Annotated in this window: 16 protein-coding genes; 7 read left to right on the top strand and 9 right to left on the bottom strand. The window is 68.0% G+C overall.

The genetic code is table 11. From position 1 onward, the window contains the following. Positions 1-110 precede the first annotated feature (110 nt). From FZ938_RS18135 to FZ938_RS18105, 7 genes are all read left to right on the top strand, one after another. Positions 111-1,121 carry a succinylglutamate desuccinylase/aspartoacylase family protein gene (locus FZ938_RS18135; protein WP_149199860.1) on the top strand — a complete coding sequence of 337 codons (1,011 nt, stop codon included), beginning with the start codon at positions 111-113 and terminating at the stop codon, positions 1,119-1,121. A 33-nt stretch (positions 1,122-1,154) separates the two neighbouring features. Then, complete coding sequence (locus tag FZ938_RS18130) at positions 1,155-2,768, top strand: ABC transporter substrate-binding protein (RefSeq protein ID WP_149199859.1); 1,614 nt, start codon at positions 1,155-1,157, stop codon at positions 2,766-2,768. Between the two features lie 70 nt (positions 2,769-2,838). Further along, positions 2,839-3,774 (top strand): ABC transporter permease, encoded by a 936-nt coding sequence (locus tag FZ938_RS18125; protein WP_149199858.1) that lies wholly within the window; start codon positions 2,839-2,841, stop codon positions 3,772-3,774. 52 nt (positions 3,775-3,826) lie between these two features. Further along, a complete protein-coding gene (locus tag FZ938_RS18120; protein ID WP_149199857.1) occupies positions 3,827-4,720 on the top strand; it encodes an ABC transporter permease in 894 nt (297 codons plus the stop codon). A gap of 9 nt (positions 4,721-4,729) precedes the next feature. Continuing rightward, positions 4,730-5,794 carry an ABC transporter ATP-binding protein gene (locus tag FZ938_RS18115; protein ID WP_149199856.1) on the top strand — a complete coding sequence of 355 codons (1,065 nt, stop codon included), beginning with the start codon at positions 4,730-4,732 and terminating at the stop codon, positions 5,792-5,794. Beyond that, entirely contained in the window at positions 5,791-6,801 is a 1,011-nt protein-coding gene (locus tag FZ938_RS18110; RefSeq protein WP_149199855.1) for an ABC transporter ATP-binding protein, read from the top strand. Before FZ938_RS18115 ends, FZ938_RS18110 begins: the two co-directional genes overlap by 4 nt. Before the next feature lie 130 nt (positions 6,802-6,931). Continuing rightward, on the top strand, positions 6,932-8,395 hold the full coding sequence (locus tag FZ938_RS18105) for an N-acyl-D-amino-acid deacylase family protein (RefSeq protein WP_149199854.1): 1,464 nt from the start codon (positions 6,932-6,934) through the stop codon (positions 8,393-8,395). Here the strand turns inward: FZ938_RS18105 and FZ938_RS30640 are convergent. From FZ938_RS30640 to FZ938_RS18065, 9 genes are all read right to left on the bottom strand, one after another. Continuing rightward, positions 8,373-8,537: a hypothetical protein gene (locus tag FZ938_RS30640; RefSeq protein WP_174757149.1), complete on the bottom strand. Its 165-nt coding sequence runs from the start codon at positions 8,535-8,537 to the stop codon at positions 8,373-8,375. The two genes, FZ938_RS18105 and FZ938_RS30640, sit on opposite strands and share 23 nt — an antisense overlap. Positions 8,538-8,943: 406 nt before the next feature. Next, on the bottom strand, positions 8,944-9,855 hold the full coding sequence (locus tag FZ938_RS18100) for an ornithine cyclodeaminase family protein (RefSeq protein WP_211101097.1): 912 nt from the start codon (positions 9,853-9,855) through the stop codon (positions 8,944-8,946). 99 nt (positions 9,856-9,954) lie between these two features. After that, positions 9,955-11,244, bottom strand: a complete 1,290-nt coding sequence (locus FZ938_RS18095) for a D-amino acid dehydrogenase (protein ID WP_149199852.1) — start codon at positions 11,242-11,244, stop codon at positions 9,955-9,957. 33 nt (positions 11,245-11,277) lie between these two features. Continuing rightward, positions 11,278-12,939 (bottom strand): methyl-accepting chemotaxis protein, encoded by a 1,662-nt coding sequence (locus FZ938_RS18090; RefSeq protein ID WP_149199851.1) that lies wholly within the window; start codon positions 12,937-12,939, stop codon positions 11,278-11,280. A gap of 18 nt (positions 12,940-12,957) precedes the next feature. After that, a complete protein-coding gene (locus tag FZ938_RS18085; RefSeq protein WP_246457340.1) occupies positions 12,958-14,487 on the bottom strand; it encodes an N-acyl-D-amino-acid deacylase family protein in 1,530 nt (509 codons plus the stop codon). Positions 14,488-14,496: 9 nt separating this feature from the next. Further along, on the bottom strand, positions 14,497-15,351 hold the full coding sequence (locus tag FZ938_RS18080; RefSeq protein ID WP_149199850.1) for an ABC transporter permease: 855 nt from the start codon (positions 15,349-15,351) through the stop codon (positions 14,497-14,499). Next, positions 15,348-16,229 carry an ABC transporter permease gene (locus FZ938_RS18075; RefSeq protein WP_149199849.1) on the bottom strand — a complete coding sequence of 294 codons (882 nt, stop codon included), beginning with the start codon at positions 16,227-16,229 and terminating at the stop codon, positions 15,348-15,350. The genes FZ938_RS18080 and FZ938_RS18075 overlap by 4 nt, the downstream gene beginning before the upstream one ends. Positions 16,230-16,240: 11 nt before the next feature. Further along, positions 16,241-17,365: an ABC transporter ATP-binding protein gene (locus FZ938_RS18070; RefSeq protein ID WP_149199848.1), complete on the bottom strand. Its 1,125-nt coding sequence runs from the start codon at positions 17,363-17,365 to the stop codon at positions 16,241-16,243. A 91-nt stretch (positions 17,366-17,456) separates the two neighbouring features. Beyond that, positions 17,457-18,836 (bottom strand): amidase, encoded by a 1,380-nt coding sequence (locus FZ938_RS18065; protein ID WP_149199847.1) that lies wholly within the window; start codon positions 18,834-18,836, stop codon positions 17,457-17,459. Between the last annotated feature and the right edge of the window lie 48 nt (positions 18,837-18,884).

Raw genomic sequence — 18,884 nt, 5'->3', positions numbered from 1 at the left:
CGGGAATTCGCAACACTGATGACAGTCAGTGACCCGAACGATGCTGCCGGAACGGTCGGCACCTCGCGACGCTGCTTTCAAACAGACCCCCTTTGCCCAACGAGGTCCGCATGACCCGTGCGACGTCCCGCATCTCCACCGATGTCGATTTCGAACGCGACGGCTTCCAGACCGGCACGCTGCGCGTTCCCCATTCCCACGACCGGTCCGCCTACGGGCACATCGCCATCCCCGTCGCCGTGCTGAAGCGCGGAACCGGACCGACCGTTCTGCTGACCGGCGGCAATCACGGCGACGAATATGAGGGGCCGATCGCCCTGGCCAAGCTGGTGCGCCGCCTGCCCGCGCTGGCGATCAGCGGCCGCCTGATCGTGATCCCGGCGTTGAACTTCCCGGCCCATATGAACGGCAGCCGCACCTCGCCGATCGACAAGGGCAACCTGAACCGGATGTTCCCCGGCGCCCGCGACGGCACGCCGACCCAGATGATCGCCCACTATGTGGAGACCATCCTGCTGCCGATGGCCGACCTGGCCCTCGACCTGCACGCCGGGGGAGCGTCAATGAACCATCTGCCGACCCTGCTCGCCTCGCCGCCGCCAGACGAAGAGCGGCAGGGACTTTACCGCCGGCTGGTCGAGGGGTTCGGCGCGCCGAACGTGATGATCGCCAACCTGCTGGGCGAGGACCGCACCTTCGCCGCCGCCGCCGAACGCCAGGGCAAGCTGTTCCTGTGCGGGGAATTCGGAGGGTTCGGCACCTGCGATCCGACCGGCCTGGCCATCGTCGAGGACGGCATCGAGCGTCTGCTGACCACGGTCGGCCTGCTGCCCGAACATCCGGCACCCGAGCCGCGCCCGGGCCGGCTGCTGCGCGTGGAGGGCGAACGGCACTATGTCTTCGCCCCCTGCCCCGGCCTGTTCGAACCCGCTTTCCGCCTCGGCGACGATGTCAGCGAGGGGCAGCTCGCCGGTCGCATCCACGACCCCCACGCGCCCTGGCGCGACGCCGTGGAACTGCATTTCCGCGGCTCCGGTGTCGCGGTCTGCGTCCGCAGCTTCACCCACGTGCAACCCGGCGACTGCGTCGTCCATCTCGCCGCCGACACGAACTGGACCTGACCCCCGCCGTCCCCTCCCGACCGGAGCTTACCCATGCCCTTGCCCATGCCATCGCTCCTTCGACGTTCGGTCCTCGCCGCCAGCGCCTGCCTGCCGCTGCTCGCCGCTGCGGATGTGGGCGCCGCCGGCGCTCCCACGACCCTGCGCATGGTGCCGCAGGCGGACCTGAAGTTCCTCGATCCGATGTTCACGACCAATTACGTGACGCGGAACTACGGCTATCTCGTTTTCGACACGCTGTTCGGCCTGGATTCGCACGGCGTGCCGAAACCGCAGATGGTGGAAAGCTACACCCGATCCGACGACGGGCTGACCTGGAGCTTCACTCTCCGACCCGGTCTCGCCTTCCACGACGGCGCTCCGGTCCGCGCCGCCGACTGCGTCGCGTCGTTGCAACGCTGGTCCAAGCGCGACAATTACGGCCGCGCCATGATGGCCGCCGGCGCGCAGTGGCGGGTGGAGGACGAGCGCCGCTTCACCCTGACGCTTACCCAGCCCTTCGGTCTGGTGCTCGAATCCCTTGCCAAGGCATCCGGCATGATTCCGGTCATCATGCCGGAACGCACCGCCAGCCGGTCGGGCGACGAGCCATCGAACGAGGCCATCGGCTCCGGCCCCTACATGTTCAAGCGGGATGAATGGGTACCCGGCAGCAAGGTGGTGTTCGTGCGCAATCCGGCCTATGTCGGGCGGAGCGAGCCGGCGGACTTCCTCTCCGGCAACCGCGCCGGACATATCGACCGCATCGAATGGCTTTACCTTCCCGATTCCAACAGCGCCACGGCATCGCTCGCCCTGGGCGAAGTCGACATGCTGGAGCTGGTGCCGCCTGACTACATCGCCCCCCTGCGCAACGATAAGACGATCCAGGTCCGGCAGGGCGGCGCCATCCAGGCCTCCATGATCGTCAATCATCTGCACCCCCCTTTCAACAACCCGAAAATCCGTCAGGCCGTGCTGCATGCGATCGACCAGGAGAAGTTCCTGGCCGCCATGGGCTACCCGCCCGACCTGCGCATGAAGCATTGCGCGACTTTCTTCATCTGCAGCGGCCCCAACGAAACCTCGGCCGGTGCCGACGCCTACATGAAGCCCGACATCGCCACCGCCAAACGGCTGCTGGCCGAATCCGGTTACAAGGGCGAGCCGGTGGTGGTGCTGCTGCCCACCGACTATGCCGTGCTGAATGCCGCGGCACTGATGGTCATCCAGACGCTGAAGGACATCGGGATGAACGTCACGACACAGTCGATGGACTGGGCGTCGGTGGTCGCCCGCCGCGCCAGGAAGGATCCGCCGGGCGCAGGCGGCTGGAGCGCGTACGCGACCTATGCCGCCAGCTTCGACGTCAACTCGCCGATCAACAACTTCATGCTGGGCTCGGCCTGTGGCAACAGCATGCCCGGATGGCCCTGCGACGAGACGCTGGACAAGCTGCGGGCGGAGTGGATCCGGGCCGACAAGCCGGAAGAGCGCCGCGCCCGGCTCGACGCCTTCCAGGAGCGGGCGTACCAGACGGTGCCCTATATCCCGCTTGGCCAGTACGCCTCCCCCTACGCGGTGCGCAACGACGTGACGAACGTCGATCGGCTGACCGGCGACGTACCCCAGCTGTGGGTATTGGACAAGAGTCCCGTGACCCAGTGACCACCACCAAGTGACTGCCCCCCGATGACCGTCCCCCGATGACTGTCAACGCGCTCGTGGAGTGATCGTCATGACCTATGTTCTTCGCCGCGTCGCCGCCACGTTGCCGGTGATGGCGGTCGTCGCGATCCTCGTCTTTCTGCTGATCCACCTGTCATCCGGTGATCCGGCCGCCCTGATCGCCGGCGACACCGCCACCGCCGAGGACATCGCCCGGCTGCGCGGCGTGCTCGGCCTCGACCAGCCGCTCTGGAATCAGTTCCTGCGGTGGATCGGCCGGCTCGCCGGGGGTGACCTCGGCACCTCGATCTTCACGGGAGTGCCGGTCGCCTCGCTTCTGGCACAGCGGCTGGAACCGACGCTTTCCATCGCGCTGCTGACCATGACGCTGGCCGTGCTGGTATCGGTGCCGCTCGGGGTGCTGGCGGCGCACAAGGCGGGAAGCTGGGTCGATCGGCTGGTCATGATCTTCGCCGTGCTGGCCTTTTCGACGCCCGTCTTCCTGGTCGGCTACCTGTTCATCTACGGCTTCGCCATCAGGCTCGGCTGGCTGCCGGTGCAGGGCTATGTCAGCCTCGCCAAGGGCTTCTGGCCGTGGCTGAGCCACCTGATCCTGCCTTGCGTGAACCTGTCGCTGGTCTACATCGCGCTCCTGACCCGGATGACGCGCGCCACCGTGCTCGACGTGTTGCACGAGGACTATATCCGGACCGCCCGCGCCAAGGGGCTGGGGGTGGTCGCGGTGCTGGGCCACGCGCTGCGCAACGCCGCCATTCCCATCGTGACCACCATAGGCGTCGGCATCGCCTTTCTGATCGGCGGCGTGGTGGTGAGCGAGACGGTGTTCGCGATCCCCGGTGTCGGGCGGCTGGTGATCGATTCCGTCCAACGCCACGACTATCCGGTGATCCAGAGCGTGCTGCTGCTGTCGGCGGGCATGTATGTGCTGATCAATCTGCTGATCGATCTCAGCTATCGCCTGTTCGATCCGCGCATCCGCGCCTGAACCCGGCCGGAATGCCGGCCGGAATGAAAGCCCCGACGAAAGGTCCACTGCCATGACGACAGTTTCTCTCGCTCCGGCGGCGGCCGGTGCCGCTGTATGCACGCCCACCATCCGCTCGCGCATGCGCCGCTGGCTGCGCAAACATCCGACCCTGATCGTTGGCGCCGCCCTGCTGTCCACCGTCGCCGCCCTGTCGGTGGCGGCACCCTGGATCGCCAGCCATGATCCCCAGGCGCTCGATCCGCTGGCCCGATTCCGGCCGCCCTCGGCCGAGCATCTTTTCGGCACGGATGCGATGGGCCGCGACCTGTTCAGCCGCACCGTCTGGGGCGGCCGCGCCTCCCTGTCGGTCGGCCTGCTGGTCGCGGTGCTGGCGACCTCGGCCGGGGTGGCGCTCGGCCTGCTGGCCGGCTTCGTCCGCTGGGCAGAGGGGCCGGTGATGCGGCTGATGGACGGGTTGATGGCCATTCCGGACATCCTGCTCGCCATCGCGCTGATGGCGGTGACGCGCGCCGGCCTGACCACCGTGGTCGTGGCCATCACCGTTCCACAGGTGCCGAGGGTGGTGCGTCTGGTCCGCTCGCTGGCGCTGAGCCTGCGCGAGCGGCAGTATGTCGAGGCCGCGCATGCGCTGGGCACGCCGCTGCCGGTGATCCTGATCCGCCATGTGCTGCCCAACATGATCACGCCGCTGATCGTGCAGGCGACCTTCATCGCCGCGACCGCCATTCTGATCGAGGCGCTGCTGTCCTTCCTGGGCGTCGGGCTGCCGCCGCAGATCCCGAGCTGGGGCACCATGATGGCGGACGCCCGCAACTTCATTGCCATCGCCTTCCACGCCGCTCTGTTCCCCGGTCTGTTCCTTGCCGCCACCGTGCTGTCGGTGAACCTGATCGGCGACGGGCTGCGAGATGCACTCGATCCCCGTCTGGCCCGCCAACTCTAGGATTCCGCCATGACCGCCTCACGCGACCTGCGGGACGATCCGCCCCTGTTGGAAATCGACGAGCTGCGCACCCATTTCGACACGCTGGCCGGCACCGTCCGGTCGGTGGACGGCGTCTCCTACCGGCTGAACGCCGGGGAAACGCTCGGCATTGTCGGCGAGTCCGGATGCGGCAAGAGCGTGACCGCCCTGTCGATCCTGCGCCTGCTGCCATCGCCGCCGGCCCGCTTCGCCGGAGGCGCCATCCGCTTCCGCGGTATCGATCTGCTGTCGCTGTCGGAACGCGAGATGCGCGACATCCGCGGCAACCGGATTTCGATGATCTTCCAAGAGCCGATGACTTCGCTGAACCCGGTGCTGACGGTCGGACGTCAGATCGCCGAGACGGTCATGCTGCACCAGGGCCTCGGCCGGCGCGCAGCGTGGGCCCGCGCCGTGGAGATGCTGCGGCTGGTCCAGATCGCCGAGCCGGACCGCCGTGCCGCCGAGTACCCGCATCAGATGTCGGGCGGGATGCGCCAGCGGGTGATGATCGCGCTGGCGCTGGCCTGCCATCCCGACGTGCTGATCGCCGACGAGCCGACGACCGCGCTGGACGTGACCATCCAGGCGCAGATCCTCGACCTGCTGCGCGATCTTCAGGCCCGGCTCGGCATGGGGATCATCATGATCACTCATGATCTCGGGGTGGTGGCAGAATGCTGCGACCGCGTCGTTGTGATGTATGCCGGCCGCAAGGTGGAGGAGGCGCCGGTCGAGGATCTGTTCGACCGTCCGCTGCATCCCTACACCCGCGCGCTGATGGCATCGATGCCGTCCATGGCCGGCGGCGGTTCGCGCCTGCCGGAAATTCCGGGCATGGTTCCCGCTCCCCAGGATCTCGGCGCCGGTTGCGCCTTCGCCCCGCGCTGCGCCTTCACCACGGAGCGATGCCGGCGCGAGCCCCCGCCCCTGACCGCCGTCGGCGCCGGCCATGCCGTCGCCTGCTTCGAGGCGGAGCGCGTGGGCTGCATCACAGCGGCCTTCCCCCTCCCCTTCCAGACCTCTCCATCCCAGGCTGGAGCATCCGCATGACCCCGCAATCGATCGTCACCCCGTCGCCTCTCCTGGACGTGACGAACCTCACCAAGCACTTCGTGCTCAGCCGCCGGGCGCCGTGGGCGCCTGCCCCGAGCGTGAAGGCGGTGGACGGTGTGTCCTTCGCGCTGGACCGGGGCGAGACGCTTTCGCTGGTCGGCGAGTCCGGCTGCGGCAAGACCACCACGGGTAAGTCGGTGCTGCGCCTGATAGAACCCAGCGGTGGCTCGATCCGCCTCGACGGCGAGGATGTGCTCTCGCTGTCCCCGACCCAAATGCGCCGCCGCCGTCGCGACATGCAGATCGTCTTCCAGGATCCCTATGCCTCGCTGAACCCGCGCCTGCCGGCCGGCGAGATCGTCGCCGAGCCGCTGCGCAACTTCGACGACCCGGCTTGGCGCTCGGCAAGACAACGGGAGGACCGCATCGCCTGGTTGTTCTCCAGGGTCGGTTTGCGGCCAGAGGCGATGCGCAAGCTGCCGGCCGAGTTCTCCGGCGGACAGCGCCAGCGTCTGGGCATCGCCCGCGCGCTGGCACTCAACCCGAAGCTGATCGTCTGCGACGAACCGGTGTCGGCACTCGACGTCTCGGTCCAGGCTCAGGTGGTCAACCTGCTGATGGACCTGCAGGCGGAATTCGGCATAGCCTATCTGTTCGTGGCCCATGATCTGGCGGTGGTCCGCCACATCAGCCACCGGGTGGCGGTGATGTATCTCGGCCGCATCGTCGAGATCGCGGACCGCGACACGCTGTTCAACAACCCCGCCCACCCTTACACCCGGATGCTGCTGTCGTCGGTGCCGTCGCCCCGCCCCGGGGCGAAAGCGGAGCGGGTGCTCCCGCTCGGCGACCCGCCGAGTCCGTTCAAGCCGCCGAGCGGCTGCGGCTTCCATCCCCGCTGTCCGTTCGCCCGGGCCGAATGCCGGGAGACCGCGCCGGCGCTGGCGCCGCCCGCCGCGGGCGGCCCCCCGTCGCATCGGGTGGCGTGCCATCTCGCCGCATAGCCCGGTCCACGTCCGTCGCCCCACCCCCTGATCAAGGCTGCACCATGATGTCGCCACCACGGCCCTTCTCCTTTCCATCGCACCGCCACCTATCGCCAGATGGCGCCGCCGGGCCGGAAGGATTTACCCCATGAACAGTTTGGAAGCGTTACGGCCGGCCTATGATCTGGTCCTGCGCAACGGAACCGTGGTGGACGGCAGCGGCCGGGCGGGCTTCGCAGCGGACGTTGCGATCGCCGCGGACCGCATCGCCGCGGTCGGCCGGTTGCCGGCGGAAAGCGGCGTAGCGGAGGTGGACGTGACCGGGCTGGTGGTGGCCCCCGGATTCATCGACGTCCACACCCACGACGACCGGCTGGTGCTCATCCAGCCGCAGGCGGCGCCGAAGATCACCCAAGGGGTCACGACCGTGGTGACCGGCAACTGCGGGGCCAGTCTCGCACCGGCCATGCTGAACGACCCGGTCCCGGGACCTCTGAACCTCCTGGGCAAGAGCGCCGGCGACTTCTTCGCCTCGTTCGCCGATTACATGGCAGCCGTCGGGAAGGCCTCCCCCGCGGTGAATGTCGTGCCGCTGGTCGGACACATGACCTTGCGCGCGTCGGTCGGCGCCGACCCGGCACGGGCGGCGTCGGCCGACGAGATCGTCCGCATGCAGGCCATGCTGAGGGAAGCCCTGGAAGCCGGCGCCTGCGGATTTTCGACCGGACTGGCCTATCCGTTCAGCAACAACGCGTCCACGGCGGAAGTGACGGCGCTCGCCGCGGTGGCCGGAGAATTCGGCGCCATCTACACCACCCACATTCGCGACGAGGGTGAAGGCATGCTGGCGGCCCTGGAAGAGTCGTTCGCCACCGCGCGCGCCGCCGGGGTGCGGTTGGTCATCTCGCATCACAAGTGCCTCGGCATGTCGATGTGGGGGCGCAGCGCACAGACGCTGGCGGTGATCGACGAGGCTGCGCGGTCGTGGGATGTCGCGTTCGACGCTTATCCCTACACGGCCAGCTCGACCATCCTGTTGCCCGGCAAGCTCAAGACCGCGCGCGAGGCCTGGGTGACGTGGTCGACCCCGCACCCGGAGGCGACCGGCCGGCGCGTCGAGGACATCGCCGCCGACTGGGGCTGCACGCCTGAAGAGGCGGCGGCACGGCTCGGCCCGGCCGGCGCCATCTACGTCAACATGGACGAAGCGGATGTCCGCCGCATCCTGAATCACCCGCTGTGCATGATCGGATCGGACGGGCTGCCGCATGACCAACACCCGCACCCGCGGCTGTGGGGCACGTTCCCGCGGGTCCTCGGCCACTATAGCCGGGATATCGGGCTGTTCCCCCTGGAGGAGGCGGTGCATCGCATGTCCGGCCTGCCGGCCCGCCACTTCGGCATCGCCGACCGCGGCACCGTCACCGTCGGCGCCTTTGCCGACCTCTGCGTTTTCGATCCGGCGACGGTGCGTGACCACGCCGATTTCGCTCGTCCGACGGAGCCTGCCGCCGGCATCGTCCATGTGCTTGTCAACGGGCACATGGCGTTGCGCGACGGCCGCCCTACCGGCGGCGGGGTGGGCCGTATCATCGGCAAAGCCGGCGGATGACCTTCTGAACGACCTGCTCACCGGGAAACGCGTCGATTTCCGCAACGACGTCGGTGCCGCCATTCTTCACTCGGCGCTCGATCCGCGCCGGCAGGATCGTGAGCGAGTGGATCTTGTCTTTAAAGACGACCTCGCGCTTCACTTGGCGCAGAAACCGCGGCTTGGCGACATCCGGTTAGGCAGCGTCGCCAACGCCGGCGGCCGTCGGCGCGTGCTACGTCGAAGGGGCATTGTCACATCAACGGTGGCGGCCTGTCATTCGTGACGGAAACCTCGCAGGATGTCGCCGTTATCATATGCCCGCCACCAATTCCGGCCCGCGATTGTCCAGCATGCGATCTGGCTGTATCTGGGCTTTACTCTCAGCCACCGGGAGGTCGGCGGCATCGACGTGTCTTACGAATGCTGTTGCAGGCACTGGTGACGGATATCTGCATACCAGTCCGTCCGACCGCTGCAACAGCACCGCTCTCCTCAAAGGAGTGTTCTCAAGAATTCCAATTGAAACGCCCCGCTACGAACAAGATCTCAGTGGCAATTCTCTAATCTTATGTGCGGATACAGAGCCGACGAGCAACGAGGTTGGCGAGCGCCACATCTTCAATTCCTACGCCAACCGACTTGAAGACGATGATCTGTTCGTGATCACCTCTCCACGCGTTGGGTTCAGCGACCACGGCGCCCAGCTCCTCAACGCGCTCCCAGTCCACCACGTCGCCAGCGAGCACCAGATCCCCCGCCTCGCGGCGCGCCTGCGGCTTCCACTCCACGACAATGCGCTCCGCGCGCTCGAGCAGGATCGCATCGATTTCCCGTGTGTCGGGCTTGCTTGATCCGATCGCCGCCACGAAGGCACCACGCTTCACTGCATTTCCGGAAAAAAGCGGGGTCTTGGCACGGGTAGCCGTAACGATGATGTCAGCCTCACGCAGGGCCTCAGCCGCCTCGACCGCCGCCGCATCGACCCCGAAGCGGTCGCGAACCCATCTGGCGCAATCGACAGCCCCCTCCCGGCCGACAATATGCACGAAGCCGAACGACCGAGTGGTCAGAAAGGCTTCCAAATGCGCACGGGCCTGGATGCCTGTGCCGAACACGGCCAGCACCTCGGCATCGCGCCGGGCCAATGCATTGGCCGCCACCACCGTGACTGCCGCGGTGCGGAATTCAGTCAGCGCGTTGCCTTCCATGACGGCGATCAGCCGGCCATCGGTGTTGGAAAACAGAGGGAGGATGAAATTGAACTTGCCGTCCACCGTCGGGTAGACCTTGGCGCCCGTGACGCCGGCGTCGGTGAGGATGGCACCCATCATGCTGAGCGATACACCGCCGCCATATACCCGAACACGGTCCTGCATGGCGCCGCCGCCGCGTCCATGATCGCGGAAAGCGTCTGCCATGGCAGCGATGGCATCGGGAAAGGTCAGGACGCTACGAACGTCCGCATCGCTGATGAACACTATAACCTCCGGAAATGGCGGAATTGCCGCCGTTGAATCGCGTTGGAAGATTGGTCAGTCCCATTGCCCTATCCGCCCGGATACCCCCTCAGACACTTGTTAAGAGGCGGGAACCAGTCCGGCGCTGGTTGCGGCGAGGCTGGGCAAGCTGAACCCCTGGAGCGAAATGGCCGGGCGACGGCCGGCCACCAGATCACCGACGACCCGCGCCGACCCCATCGCCAGGGTGAAGCCGAGAGCGCCGTGCCCGACGTTCAAGAGCAGATTGGGGAACTTCGTCGGTCCGAGGATCGGCATGCTGGTCGGCGTCGCCGGCCGCAAGCCGCACCATGGCTCGACCTGCCGATAGTCGGAAACGTCGGGGAAAGCAGCCCTCGCCTCCCGGATCAGCAGCGCCAGCCGCTGTTCGTCCATGTCCCGCCCGTACCCGACGATGTCGGCCATACCCGCGACACGCAGCCGATCGCCCAACGGAGCGTAGACGATCTTCCGGGCATAATCCGTGACGCTGACGGCGGGAGACGCCGCCGCTGCGCGCACCGCCACCGAAATGCTGTATCCCTTCAGCGGGTAGATCGGCAGATCGATCCCCGCCGTGCCGGCCAGCGCCCGGCTTCCCGTTCCGAAAGCAAGGACATAGGCGTCGGCCTCAATCGCGCCCTGGTCGGTTTCGAGCGCCAGCACCCGCTCCCGGTCGCAGACGAACCGGCTGGCCGCGAGGCCGTAGGCGAATTTGACAGTGTAGGGCTCTGCGCGGAGCAGCGCTTCCAGCCCGACGCAGAACCGATGGCAATCGGCAGCCTGCTCGCTGGGCGTGAAAATCCCGCCGACCAGACGGTCGCGAATGCGGGACAGAGACGGCTCGATCGTCAGGCACTCCGCCGCATCCATGGCGTGCTGAACGCAGCCGAAGCGCTCCTGGTAGCGCATTTGCGCGACGGCACCCTGGAAACTCTTCTCGCTGGAGTAGACAACCAGCTTGCCCGTGCGGGAGTGCGAGAAGTCCAGTTCGGTTCGCGCTACGAACTCTTCCAGCAGAGCGCGGCTGTACAAGGAGAGGTCCAGCAGCCGCTCAGTTGCGCGGCGACTCTGCCGGCCGGTGCACGCCGCCAGGAACTGCAGGCACCAGCGCCATTGATGCGGGTCGAGACGCGGATGGAAACGCAATGGCGAATTGCGGTCGAGCAGCCAGAGCGGCAAATCCCGCAAGGCGCCGGGGCCGGCCAGCGGTGCGACGTAGCTGTAGCTGAGCTGACCGCCGTTGGCATAGCTGGCACCGCGCGCCGGACCGTGCTCCCGGTCGACGACCGTGACATCGTGGCCGTCCCGGGCAAGGCAGTAAGCGGTGGTCAGGCCGGCGATACCGGCCCCGAGAACGATGATGTTCATGCGTGCATCTTTCAATTGGAGCGCGGCATCCGCTCACGCGGCGCGCAACTGCGCCAGGAACCGGGCCACCGCTCCGTGCAGGTTTTCAGCCTCGGTCACGAACTCGCTGGCGACCGCCTGCACCTCGCGAACCGTCGCCGAAGAGGTCTCCGCCGCCACGCTGACGTCAGTGATGTGGTGCGATACCTCCCGTGTGCCCGATGCCACTCCCTGCACGTTGCGGGCAATGTCGGCGGTGGCGGCACCCTGCTGTTCGACCGCCGTGGCGATGGTGGCGGAGATCTCCTGCATGGCGGTGATCGTGTCGGCGATCTCGCGAATGGCGGTCACGGCTGCGCCGGTGGCGCTTTGCATCGCGTCGACCTGCGCCTTGATCTCGTCGGTCGCCTTGCCCGTCTGCGAGGCCAGGCTCTTCACTTCCGAGGCGACGACCGCGAACCCGCGGCCCATTTCGCCGGCCCGGGCCGCCTCGATGGTGGCGTTCAGAGCCAGCAGGTTGGTCCGGTGGGCGATCTCGCTGATCAGCGTGACGATGCGACCGATGCGCTCCGCCGCCGTCTCCAGGCCGGCAACCATCGCGTTGGTGTGATGGGCCTTGGCGGTGGCCTCGCGGGCGACATCGGCGGCGCGGCTGACCTGGCTGGACACGTCGGCGATGGATGCCGACAGTTCCTCGGCACCGCCGGCCACGGCATCCACGCGCACCGACGCCTCGTCGGCCAGGCAGGCGACCTTGGCCGCCTCGCGGCTCGAGCACTCGGCGGCCTCGAAGACGATACCAAAGCGTTTCTGGAGCTGGCCGGCACGCTCGTTGAGCGCCGCCACCACGCTGTGCACGCTGCTTTCCAGGCGGTTCGAGATGCCGGCCATCAGATGTTGCTGCTCGGCCGCGGCCCGGTCGGCCTGTGCCGCCGCTTCGGACTCCAGCCGCGCACGCTCCAGCAGCGCGTCGCGGAACACCTGGACGGATCGCGCCATGGTGCCGATCTCGTCGGAGCGCGAAGCATGCGGCACCGTGATCCTCGTATCGCCGGCCGACAGCTGCTGCATGACCTGCGCGATACGCAGCATCGGACGGGACACCATCCGCGCCACGAACGCATAGAGGATGACCGCTCCGATCACCGACGCCGCCGCTCCGACGGCCATGATCAGGCGCTGCTCGGCGAAGCGTTCCGACGCGGCCTGCGACTGCGCGGCAAGGGCCGTGCGCTCCGCTTCGATGGTTTCGCTGACCGAGTGGCGAATGCGTTCGATCGCATTGCGCGACGCGTCGGTGGCGGTCATGATCCGGATGTCGCCCTGCACCGCGCCGCGCCACTGCTTGACCGCCTCAACGGTCGCCTCGAGCCGGGCGCGGTGAGGCAGGTCGGCTGGTCGGAGCGCCTGCGTCTCCGCGACAAGGGTGTCGAACCGTCGCCTGAGCGTGTCCTTGAACGGCGCCAGAACCTCCGGATTGGTGGACGCCAGATAGAGGCTGACGGCCATGTCCTGCTCGGAGACGTTCTGGAGGATCTGCTGCAGCCGGCCGATCACTTCATATCCCTGGACGGTGGCCTCCCCGCTGCGGCCGATCGCCTCCAGACCCCGAAGATTGACGCCGGCCACGGCGAATGACACCGCCACGAACATACCGAAGAGGAGGAGCAGCTTGGTCGCGATGCCTTTGGCGCGCGTGCCCGGACCTGTGTTCATGAACGCCTCCTGCGCGGGTCAGGCCGCGCTGGTGTGGGGATTGCGGATGACCCGTCCGGGACGCGCGCCGACGATGCCGCCGTCCCGCAGCACGGGCTGGCCGTTGACGAAGACGTGGACGATGCCGGCCGCCGGCTCGGTGGGGTTGCGGAAGTCGGCGCGATCGCACACCGTGGCCGGGTCGAAGATGCAGAGGTCGGCATAGGCCCCGGCGCGCACCGCTCCGCGATCCGGAATGCCAAACTGCTGCGCCGGCAACCCGGTCATCCGGTGCACCGCTTCCTCCAGGGTGAACAGGCCAGTCTCGCGGCAATAATGGCCGAGCACGCGCGGGAACGTGCCCCAAAGCCGCGGGTGCGGGTGCTGATCGTGCGGCAGGCCGTCGGACCCGATCATGCAGAGCCGGTGCTTCAGGATGCGGCGGACATCCCCTTCGTCCATATTGACGTAGATCGCACCGGCCGGCGCCAGACGTTCCGCCGCTTCCTCCGGCGTGCAGCCCCAGTCGGCGGCGATATCCTCGACCCGCCGGCTGGTCGCCTCGGGAAAGGGGGTGGACCAGGTCACCCAGGTCTCGCTGGACCGCTTGAGCTTTTCCGGCAGCAGAACGGTAGAGCTTGCGGTGTAGGGGTAGGCGTCAAGGGCGATGTCCGACATCTCAGCCGCCGCGTCGATGGCCGCCAGCGTCAGGACGCTACGCCCCCAGACCGACACGCCGAGACACTTGTGGTGGGAGATGACCAGCCGCACGCCGGCCGCCCGCGCAGTGGCGAAGGATTCCGCCAGGGACGCCAGCACCCCCTCGCCTTCGTCGCGCATGTGGGTGGTGTAGACCGCACCATAGCGGCCGGCGACCGAGGCGAGCGCCACCACCTCTTCCATCGGCGCATTGCGGCTGAAGGGATAGGCGAGACCGGTGGAGAAACCGAAGGCTCCCGCCCGCATCGCCCCGTCCAGCATCGCCTGCATGGCGGCGACCTCGTTGTCCGACGCCGCCCGTGCCGGGTCGGCGCCGACCGACGCACGCAGCCCCATGTGGCCGACCAGCGGCACCACGTTCACCGCCGGTGACGCCCCCTCCACCGCCGCCAGATAGGCGGGAAAGGTGCCGAAGAAGTCGTCCGTCGCCCTGCCCAGCACGTTCAGCGGAGCCGGCACCGCACCGTCGGAGGCTTCGGCATCAAGAATCACGGGAGCGAGGCTGACGCCACAATTGCCGGTGACCACGGTCGTCACGCCCTGCGTGACCTTCGGCTCCGCCTCCGGCTGGATGAGGATCAGCCGGTCGTCGTGGGTGTGGACGTCGATGAATCCGGGCGCCACCACCAGTCCGGCCACGTCCAGCTCCAGCGCGCCGCTGGCCGGTGGCAACGGACCGACCGCGACGATACGGTCCGCCACGATGGCGACATCCGCCGCGAAGACCGGTCGCCCGCTGCCGTCGGCCACCATGCCGTTGCGCAGGACCACGTCGTAGAGCGGTCGCGGTTCCCCGTTTCCGTCCCCGCCGCAGGGCTGCGGCAGAGACGGAGTGATGAGCATTTCCATGATGTGTCCTTATGCCTTGGCCCGGCGTGCCGCCCGCGCCCGCAGTCCCTCGATGGTGCCCATCAGCAGTACGGACATGACGATGATGAGCGTGGAAACCACCGCGATGGTCGGCGACAGGTCGAAGTCGATGTCCTCGAACATCTTGCGCGTCAGCGTCTTTTCGGTGCTGCTGGACAGGAAGTAGGAGATCACCGCCTCGTCCAGCGAGGTGATGAAGGCGAAGGCCGCGGCGGTCGCGAAGCTCGGCCCCAGCAGCGGCAGCGTGACGTGCCGGAAGGCGCGCAGCCGGTTCGCCCCCAGGCTGGCCGCCGCCATCTCCAGGCTAGGGTCCATCTTCTGGAGGCCGGCCGAGACGGTGATGACCACGAAGGGCAGACAGACCACCGTGTGGGCCAGCACGAAGCCGGTCAGCGAGCCCAGCAGGTTCCACTTCATGTAGACCATGTACATGGCGACGGCGATCACGATGTGCGGCACGATCATCGGGGCCAGCACGACGGCCCGCACCGCGCCCTTCAACGGCACCCTGCCCCGCACCAGCGCCAGCGCGCCCAAGGTGCCGAAGGTCATGGCCGCGACAGTGGTCAATCCGGCGACCTTCAGGCTGAACAGCGTGGCGCCGATCCATTCCGGGTCCTGGAAATACGCGACGTACCAGCGCAGCGACCAGTGGGCCGGCGGGAAAGCCAGATACTGGGTATCGCTGAACGATGTCGGAATGACGACGAGGGTCGGCAGCAGCAGGAACAGGAAGATCAGGGCGCAGACGCCCTTGAGCAGCGCGTCGCCGAGGAGTTTCGAGAGGTTCTGGCGCCGGGCGGCCGCGTTGGCCGCCGGCGCGGAATGCGCGTGCGAGGTCATGACGCGGCCTTCTTGTCGAGCCCGAGGAAGCGGTTGAACACCGTGACGAGCAGCAGGGTGATGCCGAGCAGAAGGGCTGCGAGCGCTCCGGCGAAAGGCCAGTTGAGCAGCTCCGTGGTCTGCTGGCCGATGAGCGTGGCGACCATCAGCGTCTCCGGTCCGCCGACCAGCGCCGGCGTGACATAGAAGCCCAGCGACAGGATGAAGACCATCAGCACGCCCGAAGCGACGCCCGGCAGGCTCAGCGGCAGGACCACCAGGAAGAAGACGCGGACGGCGTTGGCGCCCAGGCTCTGTGCCGCCAGCGGCAGGTCCCGCGGGATGGTGCGCAGCGCCGCCCAGATCGGTAGGATCATGTAGGGCAGCAGCACGTGGGTCATGGCGATGGTGACTGACAGCTCGTTGTAGAGCAGCGGCAGCGGCGCATCGGTCAGCCCCAGGCCCGTCAGTATGGAATTGAGCAGGCCATTGCGTTGCAGAATGATGATCCAGGCGTAGCTGCGCACCAGCACGCTGGTCCACAGCGGCACCAGGACGCAGGCGGTCGCCACGGCGAGCCGCCAGCCGCTCAGCCGGGCCATCAGGAAGGCCACCGGATAAGCGAGCACCAGCGTCAGGACGGTGACCACGCCGCCCAGCAGGAAGGTCCGGCCGAGGATGCGCAGGTAAAGCGGGGACTCGGTGATGTGGACGAACTCGGCGAGGGTGAAATCCGGGTTCCAGACGCTCACCGCAAGAAGGCGGCCGACCGGCAGGATGAAGGCCACGCACAGGCCGATCACCAGCGGGCCGACCAGCAGCAGGGAGAGCGGCGCCGGAAACCTCCGCCCGTCGGCTTGCCACAGCGTGGCCGCGAACCGTTTCAGTGATGCGGTCATGGCGGCGCCTCTCAATAGACCAGCGCGTTAGCGGGGTCCCAGGTCAGGGACACCGCCTCGCCGCGCGCGGGCTTCATCGCGTCGCTCTGCACCGGGACGCGCACGGTGATCTCGGGCAGGCCGCCCGAGCGCAGCAGGTAGATCAGCGTCGGGCCGGCATAGATCACGTCGGACACCGTGGCGGACATCCCGCCGGCGGTGGCGGGCGCCAACTCAATGCGCTCCGGACGGACCGTCAGACGCACGCGTGCTCCCGCCGCCGTGCCGTGACGGGCCGCCGCCGCCGGCGTGCCCCGCACCACCGCGCCACCGGCAAGCCGCACCATCCACTCCATGCCGGCGGTAGCCACAAGCTCGCCGTCCAGCAGGTTTGTCTCGCCGATGAAGCTGGCGACGAAGGGGTTCGCCGGCCGCTCGTACAGCTCCGCTGGGGTGCCGACCTGCTCCAGCCGGCCGCGGTTCATGACCGCGATGCGGTCGGCCATGGTCAGCGCCTCCTCCTGGTCGTGGGTGACGTAGATCACCGTGGCGCCCAGCGACTCCTGGAGGTGCTTGATCTCGATCTGCATGCGCTCGCGCAGCTTCTTGTCGAGCGCCCCCAACGGCTCGTCCATCAGCAGCACCGGGGGCCGGTAGACGATGGCGCGGGCCAGGGCCACGCGCTGCTGCTGGCCACCGGAGAGCTGCGCCGGCAGCCGCTTCTCCATGCCCTCCAGCCCGACGACGCGCAGCGCGTCCAGCGCCTTCAGCCGGCGCTCCCCGGTGGTGACGCCGCGCATGCGCAGCGGGAACGCCACATTGTCAAGGATGGTCATGTGGGGGAACAGCGCGTACTTCTGGAACACCATGCCAACGTCGCGGCGGTGCGCCGGCATGCGTGACACGTCGACCCCGTCGATGCACACGGAGCCGCTGTCCGGGTGTTCGAAGCCGGCGATCATCATCAGCAACGTCGTCTTGCCCGACCCGCTGGGGCCGAGCAGCGCCACGAACTCACCCCGGCCGACGGAGAGGCTGACGCCGTCCACCGCCTTGAAACTTCCGTAGTGTTTGATGATGCTGTCCATCGACACCGTTCCGCCGCGAATGGGCTGCAAGCCGGAATAGTCCTCGTGGATGGGGTGGGCTGTGGTCATGGAGCTCTCCTCTCAGGAGACACCCGCCGCTGCCTGACGGCGGGGCAGGGTTCTTGGTGCAGTGACGGGGTAAATTCCGGGACGCGGTGCGTCACGCCGCGACGCGGCACAGCGTCGCGCGCTGCCCTGGAACCGGGCTGTCGATGGCGCGCTCCGCCTCAGTCGCGAACGACAGCAGCATCGTGTCGTCATGGCGCCGTGCGGCGAACTGCAGGCCCACCGGCATGCCTCGGGCCGTGAAGCCGATCGGGATGGACAGCGCCGGGAGGTCGAGATAGTTGGCGAACCGGGTGAAGACGGTCGGCACGCGGTCCTCGTCCACCTTGGACACGGCGATCGCGCCGTCGGGGCAGGTCGGAAGCGCGATGACGTCGAACCCGCGCATCGCGGTGTCGAACCGCCGCTGGTGCTGCCGCCGCTCCGCGATCATCACCTCGTGCGGCGGCTTGACCCGGCCGCTCAGGATGCGATTGCGGACGACCGGCCCGAACAGTTCCGGCGTCGCCTCGATCGCCGCCCCATGGATGGTGTAGGCCTCGTAGAGTGCAAGGTGGCCAGCCAGCGCCGAGTAGGTTTCGAGGCGCTCCGGGCTGCGGAACCGTCCGACCCGGTGCCCGGCATGCGCCAGCTTGGCCAGGGCCGCCCGGTAGATCGCCTGGATCTCCGGGGTCACCGTGTCCAGTTCGGCGTCCTCGAGATCGCCGATCCGCAGCGGAGCGCCGGAATCCCATGACGATCCGCCAGCGGTCCCGCCCCCTTGCAACAGCGACGTGAAGACTATCCGCACGTCCTCGACGGTCTGGCCGAGCAACCCGACGACGTCGTGCGTCGGGCTGTAGGGGATCACCCCGTCGAGCGGCACCAGCCCCGGAGATGGCTTGAATCCGACGATGCCGCAGAAGCCGGCAGGAATGCGCACCGACCCTCCGGTGTCGGAGCCCAGGGCAATCGGTGCCAACCCGGCGGCGACGGCGACCGCGGACCCGCTGCTCGACCCGCCGGGAACGCAGTGCTCCCCGGCGTTCCAGGGGTTGCGGGGGACCGGGGACGCGCTCTGGGTGCCCCAGCCGCCGCAGCCCAGCTCGACCGTCGCGGTCTTGCCGAGAACGATCATCCCGGCATCCTGCAGCCGCTTCACCGGCCAGGAGGACGCAGGCGCCGGGGTCGGCGGTCGCGCGTTCGACCCGCCGCGCGTCGGCAGGCCGGCCACGTCGAACAGGTCCTTGACCGCCAGCGGAATGCCGTCGAGCGGACCGCGCGCCAGCCCGCTGCGGCGGCGGGCATCGCTTTCCTGGGCCAGCGACAAAGCGTCGTCGGCCAGGGCGACGAAGGAGTTCAACGTCGGATCGTCCCGCCGAATGCGATCGAGACAGCCGGAGACGACGGCTTCGGAGGACAGATGGCCCTCGGCCAGAGCCGTCGCCAGTTGGGATAGGGTCAGACCGGACCCATTCGGATTGCAAGCGTCCATGGTCGATGAATCCAGGATTGATGCGCCGTTTCGATCGGCGCCATCGTT

This window comes from Azospirillum oryzae (assembly GCF_008364795.1).
Lineage (GTDB): Bacteria > Pseudomonadota > Alphaproteobacteria > Azospirillales > Azospirillaceae > Azospirillum > Azospirillum oryzae.
Note: the sequence above shows the minus strand (reverse complement) of the source record. Positions and strands in the feature narration are given on the sequence as shown.